The sequence below is a fragment of the Saccharothrix hoggarensis genome (assembly GCF_052936025.1).
Map to the genome: position 1 here is coordinate 4,140,435 of NZ_CP193624.1, position 16,818 is coordinate 4,157,252.

Genomic DNA, 16,818 nt, shown 5'->3' on the forward strand with positions numbered 1-16,818 from the left:
TCGACTCAGCCGCGGACCGAGTGAGCCGAATCGTACGTCAGGATTCACCCGACGCGCCATCGGCCAATCGGCCGTGATGAATCATCGGGTTCCCCGATCGGCCCGCCGGTCATTGATCAATGCAGCCAGCCGATCGAGACTGCGGTCGATCAGGTCGACCGATACGACACTGCAGGAAAGGCGCAGGGCGCGGACTTCCGAACTGTCGTCGTAGAAATGCCCCATTGGGGTCCACAGCACGCCGTAGTCGCGGGCGGAGCGTTCCAGGAGCGCGTCGTCGACCACGAACGGGACGGTGACCACGACGAAGAACCCACCGGTCGGCACGGTCCAGGTGACGTCCGTGCCGGGCGGGAAGCGCTCGGCCAGCCCGGTCACGAGGTGCCGCAGGTTCCGGTCGTAGAGCTGCCGCTCCGGCGCGGTCGCCGTGGTGAGGCGGCAGCCGTGTGCCAGCAGCTTGCCGCCGACGACGGCCTGCGCGATCGGCGAGGTGTTCACCGTCAGCATGCTCTTGATCTTGGACAGCTGGTCCGCGAACAGGCCGACCACGCCGTCGGCGCCGACCACCCGCTGGTCGGCGACCGCGTAGCCCACCCGGGCGCCGGGCAGCACGGACTTGGCGAAGGAGCCCAGGTAGACGACCCGCCGGTCCTCGTCCAGGGCTTTGAGCGTGGGTATCCGGTCCGAGTCGCCGTGGAACAGCCCGTAGGGGTTGTCCTCGATCAGCAGGACGTCCTCGGCGGCGGCCACCTCCAGCAGTCGCCGCCTGGTCGCCACGTCCAGGCTCAGCCCCGACGGGTTGGCGAAGTCGGGCACCACGTAGCAGGCGCGCGGCCTGCGACCGGCGGCGCGCTCCCGCCGGATCACGGCGACCAGGTCGTCCACGTCGACCCCGTGCTCGCCGGTGCGCACCGGGCGGACGGGCAGGTCGACAAGCCGCGCCGCGCCGGTCAATCCGACGTAGGTCGGTGACACCGCGAGCAGGACGTCACACTCGTCGGCGCGCAGCGCGCGCAGCACGAGGAACATCGCCTCCTGGCACCCCGCGGTGACCACCACCGATTCCGGGTCGATCGCGATGCCCTCGTCCAGCCGCAGGTTTTCCGCGACCAGTTCGTGGATGATCCCCTTGGTCCGACCGTACTGCAATACGGTGCGCCGCACCTGTTCTTCGGTCCGCCCGAGCTCTTGTGCGAGATAGCGGCAGAACTCACGCAGATATCGGTGCACGTCCTCCAGGTCGAAGAACTCCTCGCTCGGCCGGCCGGCCGCCAGCGGTATCGCCTCCGGATAGTGGATCGCGACCTCGTTGAGGAAATTCATCGAGTTGAGCGCCGGGTCCTCCAACGCGCCGAACAACGTCGCGGTGGTCAGGTCCGCGATGTTCTCCGCGGTGACCGGCGGTGTGCTCACCGGAGGTCCCCCTCCGTGGTCCGACGGCGCTCGCGGGCGGCCACGACCGCGCGCAGCAGGTCGTCCAGCTCGTCGTCGGAGAGGTCGGCCAGCGCGGCGTCGCGGGCGGTGTCGTCGGGCGGGTCGGGAGCGAGTTCGGCCGACACGACCTCGGCGAGGGCCGCGATCGTGGGCGAGGTGACGATGCGGTCCATCGGCAGGGTGACGCCGTAGAGGTCGGCGATGCGGGCGGCGAACCGGACCGCGGTCAGCGACCCGCTGCCGCGGGCGAACAGGTTGTCGTGCGGGCCGATCGGTTCGGTGGTGCGCAGGAGCTCAGCCCAGATCCCGGCCATGGTCTCCTCGATCCGGTCACGCGACGGCACCGGGTCCTCGTCCGCCTCCGGCTCCGCAGTGACGGGCCTGACCACGCCGTTCGGCGACGGCTCGGTCACCGCCGACCAGTCCCCCTCGGGAGCGGGCACCGGTAGCTCCGCCACCGCGGTGTCCGCGGAGGCGTGCTCCAGCACCGCCACCACCGACCGCAGCAACCAGGCGGCGAACCCCGGGTCGGTGCGGTGCTCCAGGGTCAGCGTGCCGCGCTCGTCCGCCCGCAGGTCGAGGTCGGCTTCGGCGGTGCCCGTCAGGACGGCGTGGCCGCGCACGGTCACGCCGGGCAGGTCCAGCGCCGGTGCGGCACGCGGCCCGAAGGTGAACCGCGGCGCGGACAGGTCGACCTCGAGTTCCTCGGCGAGCTTCGTCAGCGGGACCTCGTCGTGCGACACCGCGTGCGCGGTGGCGTTCCGCACCCGGACCAGCAGGTCGCCGAACGCCGGTTCGCCCGCCAGGGACACCCGGACGGGGACCGCGTCGGCGAACGGGCCCGCGATCGGCTCCAGCTCCACCCGCACGCGACCGCTCACCGGCACTTCGACCACGAGGTCGTCCACCCGGGCGTACCGGGACAGCACCACGGCGTACGCGGCGAGGGAGACCGTGGACAAGGTGGCTCCGACGCCTTCCGCCACGTCGACCAGTCGTCGGACCGCGGCGGGGTCGACCGCCGCCGTCACCCGGTCGGCACGGTGTCCGGTCGGGAGCCGCAGTGGTGCGGGCACGTCACGCAACACCTCGCGCCAGTGCTCCAACTGACGCGCCAACTCCTCGCCGTCCAACCGCTCACGCTGCCACACGGCGTAATCCCCGTAGTCCATCCACGACGGAGGCAGCTCGGACAGCCCTTCGCCGTACACAGTGGACAAATCGGCGATCAGCATCGCCAGTGCGGAGCGGTCGGCGATGACCCGGTGCGCCACCAGCGCGAACAGGAACGCGTCCGCGCCGACCTCGATCACCGAGGCCCTCAGCAACGGCTCACGGGAGAGGTCGAACGGCTGCCCGACCAGCGCCGCGGCCATCGACTCGGCCCGTTCGACGTCACCGGGCACGACGACGTGCTCCACCACCACGCGACCGGTCTCCGAGACGACCTGCTCGCCGGAGGCGCTGACGCTCGTCCGGAGCGTCGGGTGCCGGGCGACCACGACGTCCATCGCCCGTTGCAGCGCGACGGGATCGACCGGACCGTCCAGCCAGGTCGCGTGGGACAGGGGCTCGGGCAGCGACAGTGCGTGCTCCTGCGCGAACGACAGCGGATACCGCACGAACTACCTCCCGTGGGGCGCGTCCGCCAGAGCCCGTTGCCGCATGAGGAACTTGCGGACCTTCCCGGTCGGCCCGACCGTCAGCTGCGCGTCGGGCACCACGTCGACCCGGCGCACCGTGCGCGCCACCGCCTCGCCGACCGCGGCGCGGACCTCCTCACCCCGGTCCAGCGCGGGGTCGGCGCCCTCGTGCAGCACCAGCAGCACGTCGGTGATCGGCAGACCGTCCTCCCGCCTGGTCGCCAGGACCGTGCAGTCGCGGACGTCCGGGCACCGGGCGAGGATGCGCTCCTCGGTCAACGCGGTGTAGAGCCAGTTCCCGTCGCCGAGGTCCACCGCGTCGTTGGCCCGGTCGAGGTGGTAGTAATAGCCCTCCTCGTCCCGGTACATCAGGTCACCGGTCAGGTAGTAGCCGTTGAGGCGGTTGCGGTAGGTGGCGGTGGAGTCGTTCCAGTAGCCGGGCGCGAGCGTCGGCGACTTGAGCCCGCACTGACCGACCTGGCCCACCGGCACCTCCTCGCCCGTCGTCACGTCCAGCAACGCCACTTCCGCGAACGGGTACGGCTTGCCGACGCAGCGGTCGTAGCGGTCGCTGCCGAGCCGGTGGCTCATGGCGAACGCGGCGTGGCCCATCTCGGTCGAGCCCAGCGTGTCGATGAACTTCGAGCCCGGCGCGTCGACCACGCCGTCCGCCGTCCACACGGGGTGGCTGCCGACCGCGACGAGCTTGCGGATGTGCGCCTCGTGCGCGCAGTCGCCGGTGCTGGACCAGTTGCGCACCGAGTGCAGGTCGCGCCGGGACAGGTCGAACCGAGCCAGCTCCGCCCAGGTGACCGCGAAACCGAACACCCCGGTGGGCCGCCACCGCTCGATGGCGTCCAGGACCACCTCGCCGCTGTGCTCGAACGGCCCGCCCTGCCCGGACAGGCACAGCAGCTCGTAGCCGTTGCACAGCGCCTGGTTCACCACGATGATCCCGGCGGCGTGCGCGGCGGGCAGCACGGACAGCTCGCGCACCTGCCCGTGCGGCCTGGCTTCGGTGAGCCGCACCGCGCGCACCGCGGCGAACAGGGAGTGGTGCGAGTGCACGACCGGCGTCGGCATCCGGGTGGTGCCCGACGAGTGCGTGATCGCCACCGGGTCGTCGCCGTGGTGGCGGTAGGGCGGGGGCGCCTGGGCGGGGTCACCGGTGCCGGTCTCCGCGGCGTCACCCAGGACCGGCACGCCCAGTTCGTGGTCCCGCAGCGCGGCGTGGTCGGCGTCGACCAGCACGCCGACGCCGCGCAGCCGGCGGACGAACTCCGCGGCGACCTCGATCGGCATGCTCCCGTTCATCAGCGCCGGGATCGCACCGAGGTGGTTGAGCGCGAAGAAGTTGAGGAACACGTCGGCCGCCGACGTGACGAACACGGCGACGGGGTCACGTCGGCCGATCCCCTTGCGGGCGAACCAGTCCGCGCGCGCGGCGACCCGTTCGGCCAGGTCGCGCAGCGACAGCGGCGTCCACGCGGGGATGCCGTCCACGTCGACGTCGAAGGTCAGCCGGGGGGCGTCCAGGTCGGCGCCGTGCTCCAGCAGCATGGGCAGCACGTTGCCCGCGCCGACCCGCATGTCCTGTGCCAGCGCGGTGCGCAGGTTCGCCCGACTCATCAGACCTCCCGTTTGCGGAGAACAGTGGACCATCGAACGGAAGACACCAAGCCGGGTTCCCGCATCGGCGGCGGTGGGGCGGTGGCGCTCGGCGAACTGCGGCGGTGGCGATCGCCGGTCTCGTGAACCTGGCGACCGCGGGCGCGGGCGTGTGCACCGAGACTAGGTTCGCGATTCCCCTGTGGCAATCAGGCTTTCGGACGTGTCCGCAGTGGCTGCGGAAGACTTCGGGTTCCCGGCCAGCCGGGCCGTGATCGCGGCGCCGATCCGCGCGACCGGCTCCGGCAGCAGCATGTGCTCGTGCAGGCAGTCCACTTCGACCACGTCGACCGGTCCGCTCACGCAGTCGTCCCACGAAGCCACCTTCGCCTCGGTGGTCTCCTCGTCCTCGGTGGCGGACAGGAACAGCACCGGGCAGCGGACCCGACCGGGACGGTGGCGTTGTGCCACCGCGAGGTTGTTCCGGATCACGTGCGGCAAGGCGAGCAGTTGGCGATCCGGCCAGTCGTGCAGCCCCAGCCCGGGCCGACCGCGGACCACCTCCAGCATCCGGCGCACCGGGTCGGGGTCGTCCGGCTCGACCACCGGCTGGTAGCCGAGCTCGCGGAGCACGAAGTCGCACACCAGCCACAGGTCGTCATCGGCCACGCTGAGGCTGTTCGGCAGGCCGGGCAGCGTGTCACCGATGACGAGCAGGCCTACCTCGTGGCCGCGGCGCTCCAGTTCCTCGGCGATCGCGTGCGCCGTGTTGCCGCCGATCGACCACCCGAACAGGTGGTACGGGCCGTGCGGCTGGGTAAGCCTGATCCGGTCGGCGAAGTCCCGCGCCACCTCGGCCATGTCCACCGGGAGCGGTTCGGGCCTGCGCAGACCGCGCAGTTGCAGGCCGTACACCGGGTGCTCGGGCGCGAGGTGCGGCAGCAGCGCGAGGTAGCACCAGCTCGCACCGACCAACGGCGGCGCGCAGAACAGCGCGGGGCCGGCACCGCCCTCCCGCAGCGGCAGCACCAGGTCCAGGACGCCACCGGCGCGGCGGATGTCGGCCCGCCGCTGTCTCGCCCACGCGAACTCCTCGGCCGCCGGCAGCGCCTTCACCCTGGACCCGTCCACCGGACCGTCCTCCCGCTCGCGTGTGGTCACGTGCCGGACGCCAACTCGACCAGGTGGGCGGCGGCGGCCGCCGCGCCACCGGCGGCGGTGAACTCCGCCCCGATCCGACGGGCGTTGCGCCGGTAGTCCGGCTCGTCGAGCACCGCCCGCACGGCGGCGTCCAGTTCGGCCACTGTGACGTCGAGGATCGGCACCTCGATGCCCGCGCCCGACCGGGCCACCTGCCGCGCCAGCGCCACTTGCTCGGCCCGTACGGGCGCGACGACCATCGGCACCCCGAAGGTGAGCGCTTCGTTGACGGCGCCACCCGCGTGGCACACCACCGCGTCCAGCTTCGGCATCAGGTCGAGCATCGGCACCAGCTCGGCGGTGATGGCGTCGTCCGGGAAGGACTCCGCGGCCACACCCGAAGTCACGAACACCGCCTGCACCTCGTCCGCCATGGGTGCGAGCACCGCGGCGGCCCGGTCGTAGAAGTCGCCGATCATGTGGCCGACCAGCGTGCCGACCGTCACCAGCACGTGCCTGCGGTCGGGATCCCAGCGGTGCCAGGGGAAATCGGGCGCGTTCGGCCGGGTGCCCAGTGCCGCGCCGGTGAGCACGCAGCGGTCCGGCAGCACGGCGTCGCCCACGAGTCCGGGCGTCATCAGGGCGATCACCAAGTGCGGCGAGAACCGGGGGTCGATCGGCTCGTCGGACAGGCCCGCCATCGCCACCGCCTGCGCCATCTTGTCGGCCAGGTAGTCCTCGAACCCGACGAGGTCTTCGGGCGGGGTCAGCTCCAGCGTGCCCGTGCACAGGGTCGCCCACGGAATGCCGTGCCGGTGCGCCACCAACGCACCGGCCAGCGCGTACTGCTCGGTGACGACGACGTCCGGCTTGTGCTCCAGCACAGCTTCATCGACGGGGCCGAGGGTGAAGCGGGTGAACGGGATCAGGTACCCGTCCCACATCGCCCGCACGCCGGCCATGCCCATCTCGTCGTAGCGGCGATAAGCCCGTGCGCCGGTGGGGTGCACGATCACGTCCGGACCGACCAGCGGGCGCAGCACGTTCTCCGGACCGCACCAGACGACGTCGTGACCCGCGCGGGCGAGTTCCTGCCCGATCGCGAGCATGGGGTAGAGGTGGCCTTGCAGCGGCAGTACGACCAGCAGGAACCGCGACACCGCAACATGGTGGCACACATTGACGTTCCCCGGAACGACGTGGTGGGATCCCGAAGTGTGACCGCTCTCGACGCGGTGTCGGTGTACACACCGGCTTTCCGCGTTCCCCTCGAGGACTTGGCCGACCCGCTCGGCCTGACCGACATCCAGGTCAGGCTCTTCCGGAGGTTCCACGGGCTCGACCAGGTCCGGTTCGACCCGGACCGGTCGCCCGCCGAGCTGTTGCGCGCCGCCGTGGAAGGGCTCGCCGAGCTGCGCGGCCAGGAGCACCGGGTCCGGTACGTGATCCACGGCCGCGCGATGCCGGTCGTCGTGCCGTACCCGCACAACCCGCTGCACGACGTCTGCCGTGAGCTGGGACTCGGTCACGCGCTGGCTTTCACCGTCACGCAACAGAGTTGCGCGAGCGGGCTGCTGGCGGTCGAGCTGGCCGGTCGGCTGCTCGCCCGCGACCCGGACGACGCCTTGGCGTTGGTGCTGACGGGCGAGAAGGCGTTCACCCGCCACGCCCGGCTGATTCCCGGCACGTCGCTGTTCGGCGAGGGCGCGTCCGCGTGCCTGGTGAGCGCCAACGGGCCGCGCGACCGGATGTTGTCCTTCGTGTGCGCCCAACGCGGTGAATTCGACGGCGAGTTCGGCGACCAAGAGGAAGAGTTCCAACGCCAGTACCGCCCGTCCTTGGCCGAGGTGATCAACCGGGCCGTCGCCGACGCGGGGCTCACCCTGGACGACATCCGGTTGGTCCTGCCGCACAACGTCAACGGAGCTGCTGCTGGAGGTGGAGGAGCAGCTCGGCATCCAGATCGACGTGGAGCGGATGCGCCCGGACGAGTTGCTGACCGTCGGCGAGCTGGCCACGTTCATCGCCGGCCACAGCCGGCCCTGGTGATGCGTCTGGTCCGCGCGGGGCGCAGGGCTTTCACCGGCAACGCCGACGTCCTCGCCGACGACGACCACCGCGCGCAGGTGACCGACTACTTCGCGGACCTCGTCCGACCCTTCGACGCCGGACCCGTCACCGACCTGTCCGGCCAGTCCTACGGCGAGATGGCGAAGGCGTTGGTGTCGGACGTCGTGCCCCCGACGGAGCCGGTCGACCTGCTGGTGCTGGCGTTCTCGATCCACGACGTGTGGCCGGGCCGGGCGACGGCGACCTACCTCAGCCACGTCTGCCCCGGCACGCCGATGTCGTTCGCCGTGTGCGACCAGGGCAGCGCGTCGCCGTTCACCGGTTTGCGGTTGATCGGCGACTACGGCGTGCGGCGGGCGCTGCTGGTCGTGGTCGAACAGGCCGCACTGCCCTACGAGTCGGCGGCGGCGACACCGTTGGCACACCGGGGCGTGGCCATGTTGTACGAGGGGGGCGCGGGTGCTCGGGCTACCGAGGTGCTCCAGTACCCCGACGTGGGGCCGGATACCGTAGCCGAACTGGCTCGGCGAGGGGTGGCCGAGCTGTCGGCCGGCCACCCCGGCGCACGGGTCGCGCTGAGCGACTCGCTCGCCGCGGTGTGGCCGGACCACCCCGACCACACCCGCGCGCCGGCCGGGCAGCCCGCGACGGGTGTGTGGTGGGATCTGGCCGGTGCGCAAGAGGACACGGTGCTGGCGGGCGACTACGACCCGGAACTGCGCTACCTCTGCCTCGCCCGGGTCGCGGCCGATCAGTCCTCAGTGGACTGGTCGGCTGCCTCGGTCAGGCGCCGGTGACGGCCGGTCGGGGTTGTGCGCCGGTCGGCACGTCCGACCGGAACGCGGCCTCGACGGCCACCTCCTCCACCGCGTACAACATCGCTTCCACCTGCTCGGGCGGGAAGACCTCGGTGTCGTTGACCACCTGGAGGTACACGGCGTCCGGGTGGTCCTCGATGTTGACGAACAGCTGGTCGGTCCACCGGTAGACGAACTTGTGCCACATGACCTGCGTTTCGGGGAGCTTGGCCCTGATCTCGTCCTCGGTGAGGGGCGCGGCGTCCGCCACCGCGTCGGCCTGGGCCCTGGTGCTGAACCGCCGGTCGTTGATCCGGCACGTGATCCGGGCCGGGTAGCCGCGTTCGGCGTCCAGGCGCGCGGCCAGCTCCGCCAACTGGTCGGGGTCGTAGTAGGAGTTCATCAGGGCCGCGGTGCTGGCCTGGCGCGCCTGCGCGATCACGTCGTCGACCGTGCCGTCGAGGTCGAGGGTGAGCACGGCGTTCTGGACCACCGAGCCGATGACATCGGCCAACCCGGGCCGGTACCGGTTGCCCGCGGCCACGTGCAAGGTCAGCGGGTTGACGCCGGTGGTCCGGGCGATCGCGGTGGCGATCACCGCGAGCAACACCCGTCCGGTGTCCGTGCGGGTCCGCCGGGCGATCTCGACCACGGCCAAGTAGGCGGCCCGCGACTGGAACCGCACGTTGCGGCACCGCCGCCCCGCCTCGTAGTCCGGCGCACCCGACCCGCCGAACGTCAGCGGTGGCAGGGAACGGAGGTGGCCCTCCCAGTAGCGCATCGCCCGGTCGCTGACCCGCCGCAACTCCGGCGTCGCCTCCCGACGGGCGAGGTCGGCGAGCCGCACCGCGTCCGGGTCCACCGGGCGGCCGACCAGCTCGCCGAGGTCGAGGTCGGTCATGAGCAGCAACCCGCCCACGCCGTCCACGACCATGTGGCCGAGGGTGAGCACCAGGTACACCGCTTCGCCCCGGTACTGCATCACGCCCATGCGCAGCGGCCACGGGGTGTGCTCTTCCAGCGGGGCCGCCATCCACTTGAGCCACAGTCTGTTGCCGTGGTCGACGGCATCGGTGCGGTCGAGGTGGTCGGCGAAGGTCATGACTTCCAGGTCGATCTCGCCCGACCCGTGCACCACCTGGCACGGCTTGCCCTCGTCGTCGGTGCCGAACCGCGTCCGCAGCGCGGGGTGCTTGCTCATCAGCCGGCTCAGCCGATCGGCGACGTCGGCGACGGTGAGGCCCTCCGGCAGGTGGTGCGCACCGCTGATGTTGTAGGTCCAGTCGCTGTTGCGCATGTCGTGGAGGATGGTCTTCTGCCCCCAGGTCAGCGGCGCGGTTCCCGTTCCGGGCCCGGAGAACGGCACGGGCACCAGGTCGTGGACGATCCGTTTACCCATCGGCTCTCCCGAAGATCACGCTCACGTTGTGGCCACCGAAGCCGAACGAGTTGGACATGACCGCGCCCACCGCGGCGGGCAGCGCCTCACCGCGGACGTGGTTGAGGTCGCAGGCCGAGTCGGGATCGTCCAGGTTGCGGGTCGGTGGGAGCAGCCCCTTGCGCATGGCGACGATGCCGATCGCCGCTTCGACCACACCCGACGCGCCGAGCATGTGCCCGGTGACACCCTTGGTCGAGCTGACCGGCGGCATGGCGTCGCCGTACACGCCGCGGATCGCCGCCGCCTCAGCGGAATCACCCGCCTTCGTGCCCGTGCCGTGCGCGTTGAGGTAGTCGATGTCACCTGTGGACAGTCCGGCATCCCGAAGTGCGATCCGCATGCTACGCGCCGCGCTGGAGCCGTCGGGCCGGGGCGTGGTCGGGTGGTGCGCGTCGCTCGTCGCACCCCAGCCGAGCACCTCGGCGTGCACTGCCGCGCCGCGCGCCCGCGCGAAGTCGGACCGCTCCAGCACGAGCACGCCAGCGCCCTCACCGAGCACGAAACCGTTGCGGCGCCGGTCGAACGGGCGGCTCGCGGTGGTCGGGTCGGGCCAACCGCGGGCGAGGGCGAGCGCGTTGCCGAAGGCGTCGGCGAACGTCGGGAACAGCGGTGCCTCGGTGCACCCGCACACCACCACGTCCGCTTCGCCCGCCCGGAGGATGCGCATCGCCTCGCCGATGGACTGCCCACCGGCGGCGCACGCCGTGCCGGAGGACGACGTGTACCCCCGGATGCCGAACTTGATGGCGACCCGCGCCGCGGCCATGTTGGGCAGCACGCCGGGCAGCAGCAACGGGCTCACGCCCAGCCGGCCGCGCCGGGACCGCTCCACGGCTTGTTCCGCGAGCGTCGCGAGCCCGCCGACCCCGGAGAGCACCACCGCGACGCGGTACGGGTCGACGTCGCGGCCGATCTCGATCCCGGCGTCGGCCAGGGCGTCGTCCGCAGCCCGCACGGCCATCACGATCGAGCGGTCCACGACGCGCGATTCCTTCGGCGGCAGAACGCTTTCCGGGTCGATGGCCGGTCCGATCGCGGCCGCGTCGAGCACGCCGTGCAGCGGGTGGTCCTCCGGCGGGCGCACGATCGCGGACCGACCGGAGCACACCGCCTCGAAGACCTCCTCGACCGCCGCGCCGACCGGACTGACCAGCCCGATCCCCGTCACGGCGACGCTCGCGCTCACGTCGCCGTTGCAGTCTGCGCGCGCCGGGCCACCTCGGCGCAGAACTCGCCGACCGTCATGGCGGCGAACCGCTCGGCCTCGTCCTCGTCGAACCGGACGCCGAAGTGGTCCTCCACCCGCAGCGAGAGCTCGGCCAGGGCCAGCGACTCGAGGTCGGCGCCTGCCGGGCCGAGCACCGTGTCGTCGTCCATGTCGGCGGTGCTGTACTTCATGGCCGTCAACGAGTCGAAAAGGAACTGGCGGATCTCAGAATTCATGGCGGCACTTCCCCTCTCCGGGAGGTCAACGGGAATCTGCCCCACGGGGGTCTTGGCCGTCAAGCACGAGGCCGTACCCGAATACGGGCTATGGACCGCGGTTCGGAACAGCCGCAGAATGTGCGCCATGCCCTCGGCGATACTGGATCTCGTGACGCTCGGAGAGGCGCCGCCGGAGTCCCCTGCTGTCCACCTCGTCGGCGGGAAGACGCTGTCGTACGGCGACTTGGCCGCGCTCGTCGGCGAGGCCGAGAGATCACTGCGCCACGACACCAAGGCGTTGGTGCTGTGCGCGGGGGATCGTGACCTGCCCACCCTGTTGACCTACCTGGCCGCGCTGCGGCTCGGCCACACGGTCGCATTCCTTCCCACCTCCTCCGAAATACTTTCGAAGTACCACCCGGAATTCGTCGTGCCGGAGCCCGGCGGCGGGTCGGACCTGGCTGCCCGTGGCTACGTGCCCGTCGGCGAGGTGGGAGGATCGCACGTCTTCCGCAGGCGTTCGGCGCGACCGGCGGGTGACATCTTCCCGGACACGGCGCTGCTGCTGTCGACCTCCGGTACGACGGGGAGCCCCAAGGCGGTGCGGCTGTCGTACGACGCGATGGCCGAGAACGCCGACGCCATCGTCCGCGCGTTGGGCGTCACGTCCGCCGAACGGGCGCCGACCACGTTGCCGATCACCCATGCCTATGGCTTATCGGTGGTGAACAGCCACCTGAGCGCGGGGGCGAGCATCGTGCTGACCGACCGGTCGCCGTTGTCGTTGGCGCTGTGGGACCACGTGACGAGGGCGGGTGCCACCTCGTTCGCCGCCGTGCCGACGACCTACGCGGCGTTCGGACCGGCGCACGTGAACTTGTTGGAACGCACCGAGATCCGCACGATGACCCAAGCGGGCGCACGCCTCGGCGACGAGCTGACGATGCGGCTGGTGCGGATGATGCAGCGGCGGCAGGGCCGGTTCTTCCCCATGTACGGCCAGACCGAGGCCACCTCGCGGATCACGTGCCTTGACCCGGCCGCCCTCCCCGACCGCCTCGGCTCGGTCGGGACGGCGGTGCCCGGCGGCGTCGTCACCATCGCGCCCGTCGAAGCACACGGCCGGGCCGCACCCGGCGAGGGCGCCGTGCACTACCGCGGTCCGGGCGTGATGCTCGGCTACGCGACCGGTCGCGACGACCTCGGCCGAGGGGCCGAGGTGGACGTCCTGGACACGGGCGACCTCGGATACCTGCGCGACGGCTACCTCTACCTCACCGGCCGCACCAAGCGGATCGTCAAGGTGCTCGGTGTCCGCACGAGCCTGGACGACCTGGAGCGGATGGTCGAGCGGTCCGACCACCCGTCCGCCGTGGTCTCCGACGACGACGTGGTGTACCTGTTCGGCGCGGGCGACCCGGATGTGCACGAGCAGCAGCGGCGGCACCTCGCCGAGGCGCTGGGGGTGCCGAGCCGGCACGTGGCGGTCCGCCACGTCGACCGCCTGCCGCGGACCCCCGGCGGCAAGGTCGACTACCCGGCGCTGGCGGCGGCCGTGGACGCCCAGGAGGTCGGGTAGTGGAACTGACGCACTGGCGACAGCTGTCCAATCGCGGCCCGGACCTCGTGCTGTGCCTCGACTTCCCTGGCGGACGAGCCGCGGCGGGGTTCGCGGACCTGGCGTCCGGTGTCCCGGTGGACGCCTGCTTCCTGCACATCGCCCAGCCGGGCTCGGGGTCGCTCGACGCGTGCGTCGACCGCTGGGTGGCAGACGTGGCGGCGACCGGCCGCCCGGTGCGCGCGGTGCTGGGGTACTGCGCCGGGTCGTCGCTGGCCACCTGCGTCGCCGATGCCGTCGCCGAGTCGGCGCCCGCGCCGGTGACCCTGCTCTTCGACGCCGCGGCGACCACGGCCGGTTCGTTCGGCGACCAGTTCACGTCCACCATCGAGAGCTCCGCGGACCACCTGACCGCCGAGGAGCTGGACGACGCGCGTGCCTTGGCGGACGGGCTGGTCGAGGCGCACCCGGACGAGCTGCCCCGCATCGCCGCGGCCCTGGTCGACCGGTACGACGCGTTGATGGGCGAGGTCGCCGCCCGGCTGTCGCTCAACCAGTTCTTCCGGCAGCAGCTCACCGGCGGGTTCACCGCTTACGTCGACTACATGCTGCTGGCCGCCCAGGGCCGGTTCGACACGCGCTCCGGGACGCCGTTGTTCGTGTCCTCCAAGGACCACGAGCCGCCCGTGGACGACGTCCGACGCCTCCCGCTGGACTTCGACCACGCCGACCTGCTGCGCGAGCCCGCGGTGCACGACCTCGTCGCTGAACTGCTGATAGGAGAGCGCCCGTGGTGAACGTGGCCGAGATAGCCGACGTCCTGTCCGCGCACCCCGGCGTCAGCCGGGCCGAGGTCGCCGTCGTGCGCCACGACGGCCGTGACGTCACGGTCGCCGCGGTCGAGCTGACCGAGTACCTGAGCGGGCCGGTGCTGCGCAACCACGTGCACCGACAGCTGGGCGAGGACTGCGGGCTCAACGGTGTGTTCGTCGTGGACCAGGTCCCGATGGTGGACGGCGCGGTGGACGCCAAGCAGTTGGCGGCGGCCGTCGCCGACGGCCGGTGCACCCTGTTCGAGGATCCGCGCGACGACGTCGAGCGGCGGGTCGCGGAGATCTGGTCGGCGCAGATGGACGTGCGGCCGGTCGGCGCGACCGACGACTTCCTGGAGCTGGGCGGCGACTCGCTGTCCGCGCTCGGCATCATCGCCGCGCTCGAAGCGGAGTTCGACCGGCCGTTGGACGTGTACGAGTTCATGAGCGCGTCCAACGTCCGGCGGCTGGCCGAGGTCCTGCGGTAGCGATGACCCTCTCCGTGCACCGGCGGATCGCCGACATCGCCCGCGCCGAACCCGGTCGGACGGCCCTGATCGGGTTCGACGCCGACCTGGCCGAGCAGACCATGTCGTGGGGGGAACTCGCCGGGTCGGTTGACGACGCGGTGGCCGCGCTGCGGGCGGCGCTCGACCCGGACGTGCCGTCGTGCGTCGTCGTGGAGGCGGCCAACACCCTGGCCGCGGCGACCGGCATCGCGGCGGCGCTCGCGGCCGAGGTGCCCGTCTTCGCGCTGAACCCGGCCACCCCCGCGTCCGAGCGGGACGTCCTGTTCGGACTGATCGGCCGCCGGTACGGGCACGTCCACCTGATGGACGCCTGGAACCGGCCGGGGCCGCCGATCGTGTCGGCCACGCCGCCGTCGACCCGGGACGGCGCCGCGGCCTACCTGCTGGCGACCGGCGCGAGCACGGGCGTGCCGAAGGTCTCGGCGCGACCGGGGCCGTTGCGCTACGACCCCGCGCGGACGCCGTCGCTGGTGATCCGGCAGACCGGTTGGCGGACCGGCCAGCGGCAGCTCATCGTCGGTCCGCTGTACCACGCGGCGCCGTTCACCGTGTTCGTGGACGCGCTGCTGGACCTGAACACCGTTGTGCTGCAACCGTTCTTCGCTGCGCAGTGGACCGTCGACCTGGTGCGGCAGCGCCGCATCGAGTGGGTGCAGCTGACGCCGACGCACATGCGCGAGATCCTGATGCTCGCCGACGCGGACCCGGCGGCCTTCACCAGCGTGCGCGCGCTCCTGCACACGGCGGCCGCCTGCGACGCGGAGACCAAGCGCGGGTGGATCGACCTGCTCGGCCCCGAGCGGGTCTTCGAGCTGTACGGCGCGACCGAGGGCATCGGCGTGACGCTGGCCCGTGGCGACGAGTGGCTGGCCCGGCCCGGCACCGTCGGGCGCGGTGTGCTGACCCAGCTCCGCGTCCTGGACGACGACGGCAGGCCCGTCGCGCCGGGCGAGGCCGGCACCGTGTTCATGCGCACCCCCCAGCGGGTGGGCCGGTCCGACTACGTCAACGACCAGGTCGTCCGCACCACCCCGGACGGGTTCGCCACGGTGGGCGACCGCGGCAGACTCGACCGCGACGGCTACCTCTACCTGGAACCCCGCGACCACGGCACGATCAACGTCGGTGGTGAGAAGGTCGACCCGAACGAGGTCGAGGCCGCGTTGCTGGCCCACCCCGCGGTGGTGGACGCCGTCGCGCTGGCCGTGCCGCACGGGACCCTTGGGTCGGTGGTCGGCGTGCAGGTGGTGCTGCGACCCGAGGTGAGCGTCCGCAAGGCCGAACTCGCCGCGCACTGCGGCCGGCGCCTGGCCGGCTACAAGATTCCCAAGCACTTCGCGTTCGTCGACCGACTCCCCCGCTCGGCGGCCGGGAAGATCCAGCGCTGGCGGCTCGCCGCCGATCACGAAGGCGGTGCACCCACACCATGAACCCGACCGTGGACGACGTGCTCGACACCGGTTACCGGCACCCCCGCGACCCGGTGGAGCTGTGGCTGGCCCGGCAGTGGCAGGAGGTCATCGGGTTCGCCGTCGGCATCCGGGAGAACTTCTTCGAGCTGGGCGGCAACTCCCTGGACGCGGCGCGGGTCGTCAACGCCGTGTTCGAGGAACTGGGCGTCCAGCTGCCCCTGAACGTGATGACCGAGCACCCCACCGTGGAAGGCCTCGCCGCCCGGCTGCGCGACCACAACGGGCAGCTGTCCGACCCGCTGGTGGAGATCCAGCGCGGCGACGGGACCGCTCCCCCGTTGTTCCTGGTCCACCCGGCCAACGGGCAGGTCGGCCCGTACGCCGGGCTCGCCCAGGCGCTGGGCGAGGAGTTCACCGTGTTCGGGCTCCAGGCGGCCGGGCTCTACTCCGAAGTCGACCCGGTCGCCTCTGCAGGTGCCCTGGCGCAGACCTACGTCGAAGCCGTCCGCGCGACGTGGCCGACCGGCCCCTACCTGCTCGGCGGCTGTTCTACCGGTGCGGCGGTCGCCCACGAGATGGCCGCCCGGCTCACCGAGGACGGCGCCGAGGTTCGGCTGCTGGTCCTGGTCGACGCCGAGCTCCTGGACATCGGACCCCGGTTCGACCAGCCGCCCGGTGACCTGGTCGCGGTCCTGGACCGGTGGAAGGAACTCGACCTCGTGCCGTCGGACGCGACCCCCGAGTTCGTCCGGCGTTCGGCGCGCGTGTGGCAGGCGAACGAGGTCGCCGTCCGCGACTGGGAGCCCCGGCCGTACTCCGGTCCGCTCGACGTCTTCCTCAGCCCGTCGGGAGACCGGCCGGCGTTCGCGGACTGGCCATCGGCGGTGACGCGCGAGCACACGCCGCATGACGTGGCCGGCGCGCTGCGCGGGTTGATCGGCTGATCGG

General features: G+C 71.9%; 14 protein-coding genes. 6 read left to right on the plus strand and 8 right to left on the minus strand.

All coding sequences use genetic code 11. The annotated features are described in order from the left end of the window. Window positions 1–81 precede the first annotated feature (81 nt). The 5 genes from ACRAKH_RS18855 to ACRAKH_RS18875 all read right to left on the minus strand — a co-directional run bounded on the left by ACRAKH_RS18855 (window position 82) and on the right by ACRAKH_RS18875 (window position 6,985). The gene (locus ACRAKH_RS18855) at window positions 82–1,413 is read right to left on the minus strand and encodes an aminotransferase-like domain-containing protein (protein WP_380718333.1); all 1,332 of its coding nucleotides are present in this window, start codon (window positions 1,411–1,413) and stop codon (window positions 82–84) included. Then, entirely contained in the window at window positions 1,410–3,056 is a 1,647-nt protein-coding gene (locus tag ACRAKH_RS18860; protein WP_380718335.1) for a condensation domain-containing protein, read from the minus strand. Before ACRAKH_RS18860 ends, ACRAKH_RS18855 begins: the two co-directional genes overlap by 4 nt. Window positions 3,057–3,059: 3 nt before the next feature. After that, entirely contained in the window at window positions 3,060–4,706 is a 1,647-nt protein-coding gene (locus ACRAKH_RS18865; protein ID WP_380718337.1) for a class I adenylate-forming enzyme family protein, read from the minus strand. Between the two features lie 162 nt (window positions 4,707–4,868). Continuing rightward, window positions 4,869–5,846 (minus strand): alpha/beta fold hydrolase, encoded by a 978-nt coding sequence (locus ACRAKH_RS18870; RefSeq protein ID WP_380718339.1) that lies wholly within the window; start codon window positions 5,844–5,846, stop codon window positions 4,869–4,871. Beyond that, the gene (locus ACRAKH_RS18875) at window positions 5,843–6,985 is read right to left on the minus strand and encodes a glycosyltransferase (protein ID WP_380718341.1); all 1,143 of its coding nucleotides are present in this window, start codon (window positions 6,983–6,985) and stop codon (window positions 5,843–5,845) included. Before ACRAKH_RS18875 ends, ACRAKH_RS18870 begins: the two co-directional genes overlap by 4 nt. A 117-nt stretch (window positions 6,986–7,102) precedes the next feature. On the opposite strand from ACRAKH_RS18875, the gene ACRAKH_RS18880 reads away from it, so the two are divergent. Then, on the plus strand, window positions 7,103–8,692 hold the full coding sequence (locus ACRAKH_RS18880) for a hypothetical protein (RefSeq protein WP_380718343.1): 1,590 nt from the start codon (window positions 7,103–7,105) through the stop codon (window positions 8,690–8,692). Here the strand turns inward: ACRAKH_RS18880 and ACRAKH_RS18885 are convergent. The 3 genes from ACRAKH_RS18885 to ACRAKH_RS18895 are packed head-to-tail and all read right to left on the minus strand — an operon-like array spanning window position 8,679 to window position 11,576. Next, window positions 8,679–10,091, minus strand: coding sequence for a condensation domain-containing protein (locus ACRAKH_RS18885; protein WP_380718345.1), 1,413 nt, complete (start codon window positions 10,089–10,091; stop codon window positions 8,679–8,681). The two genes, ACRAKH_RS18880 and ACRAKH_RS18885, sit on opposite strands and share 14 nt — an antisense overlap. After that, window positions 10,084–11,319, minus strand: a complete 1,236-nt coding sequence (locus ACRAKH_RS18890) for a beta-ketoacyl-[acyl-carrier-protein] synthase family protein (protein ID WP_380718347.1) — start codon at window positions 11,317–11,319, stop codon at window positions 10,084–10,086. The genes ACRAKH_RS18885 and ACRAKH_RS18890 overlap by 8 nt, the downstream gene beginning before the upstream one ends. Further along, on the minus strand, window positions 11,316–11,576 hold the full coding sequence (locus ACRAKH_RS18895; RefSeq protein WP_380718349.1) for a phosphopantetheine-binding protein: 261 nt from the start codon (window positions 11,574–11,576) through the stop codon (window positions 11,316–11,318). The genes ACRAKH_RS18890 and ACRAKH_RS18895 overlap by 4 nt, the downstream gene beginning before the upstream one ends. A gap of 151 nt (window positions 11,577–11,727) precedes the next feature. Here ACRAKH_RS18895 and ACRAKH_RS18900 point away from each other — a divergent pair, with 151 nt between their 5' ends. From ACRAKH_RS18900 to ACRAKH_RS18920, 5 genes are read left to right on the plus strand one after another with little or no spacing between them, the layout of a single operon-like run. Then, window positions 11,728–13,137 (plus strand): AMP-binding protein, encoded by a 1,410-nt coding sequence (locus ACRAKH_RS18900; RefSeq protein WP_380718351.1) that lies wholly within the window; start codon window positions 11,728–11,730, stop codon window positions 13,135–13,137. After that, window positions 13,137–13,913, plus strand: coding sequence for a hypothetical protein (locus ACRAKH_RS18905; RefSeq protein WP_380718353.1), 777 nt, complete (start codon window positions 13,137–13,139; stop codon window positions 13,911–13,913). Before ACRAKH_RS18900 ends, ACRAKH_RS18905 begins: the two co-directional genes overlap by 1 nt. Beyond that, window positions 13,907–14,416, plus strand: coding sequence for a phosphopantetheine-binding protein (locus ACRAKH_RS18910; RefSeq protein WP_380718355.1), 510 nt, complete (start codon window positions 13,907–13,909; stop codon window positions 14,414–14,416). The genes ACRAKH_RS18905 and ACRAKH_RS18910 overlap by 7 nt, the downstream gene beginning before the upstream one ends. A gap of 2 nt (window positions 14,417–14,418) precedes the next feature. Beyond that, window positions 14,419–15,888, plus strand: coding sequence for an AMP-binding protein (locus ACRAKH_RS18915; RefSeq protein WP_380718357.1), 1,470 nt, complete (start codon window positions 14,419–14,421; stop codon window positions 15,886–15,888). After that, window positions 15,885–16,814 (plus strand): thioesterase domain-containing protein, encoded by a 930-nt coding sequence (locus ACRAKH_RS18920; RefSeq protein WP_380718358.1) that lies wholly within the window; start codon window positions 15,885–15,887, stop codon window positions 16,812–16,814. The genes ACRAKH_RS18915 and ACRAKH_RS18920 overlap by 4 nt, the downstream gene beginning before the upstream one ends. Window positions 16,815–16,818: the final 4 nt, after the last annotated feature.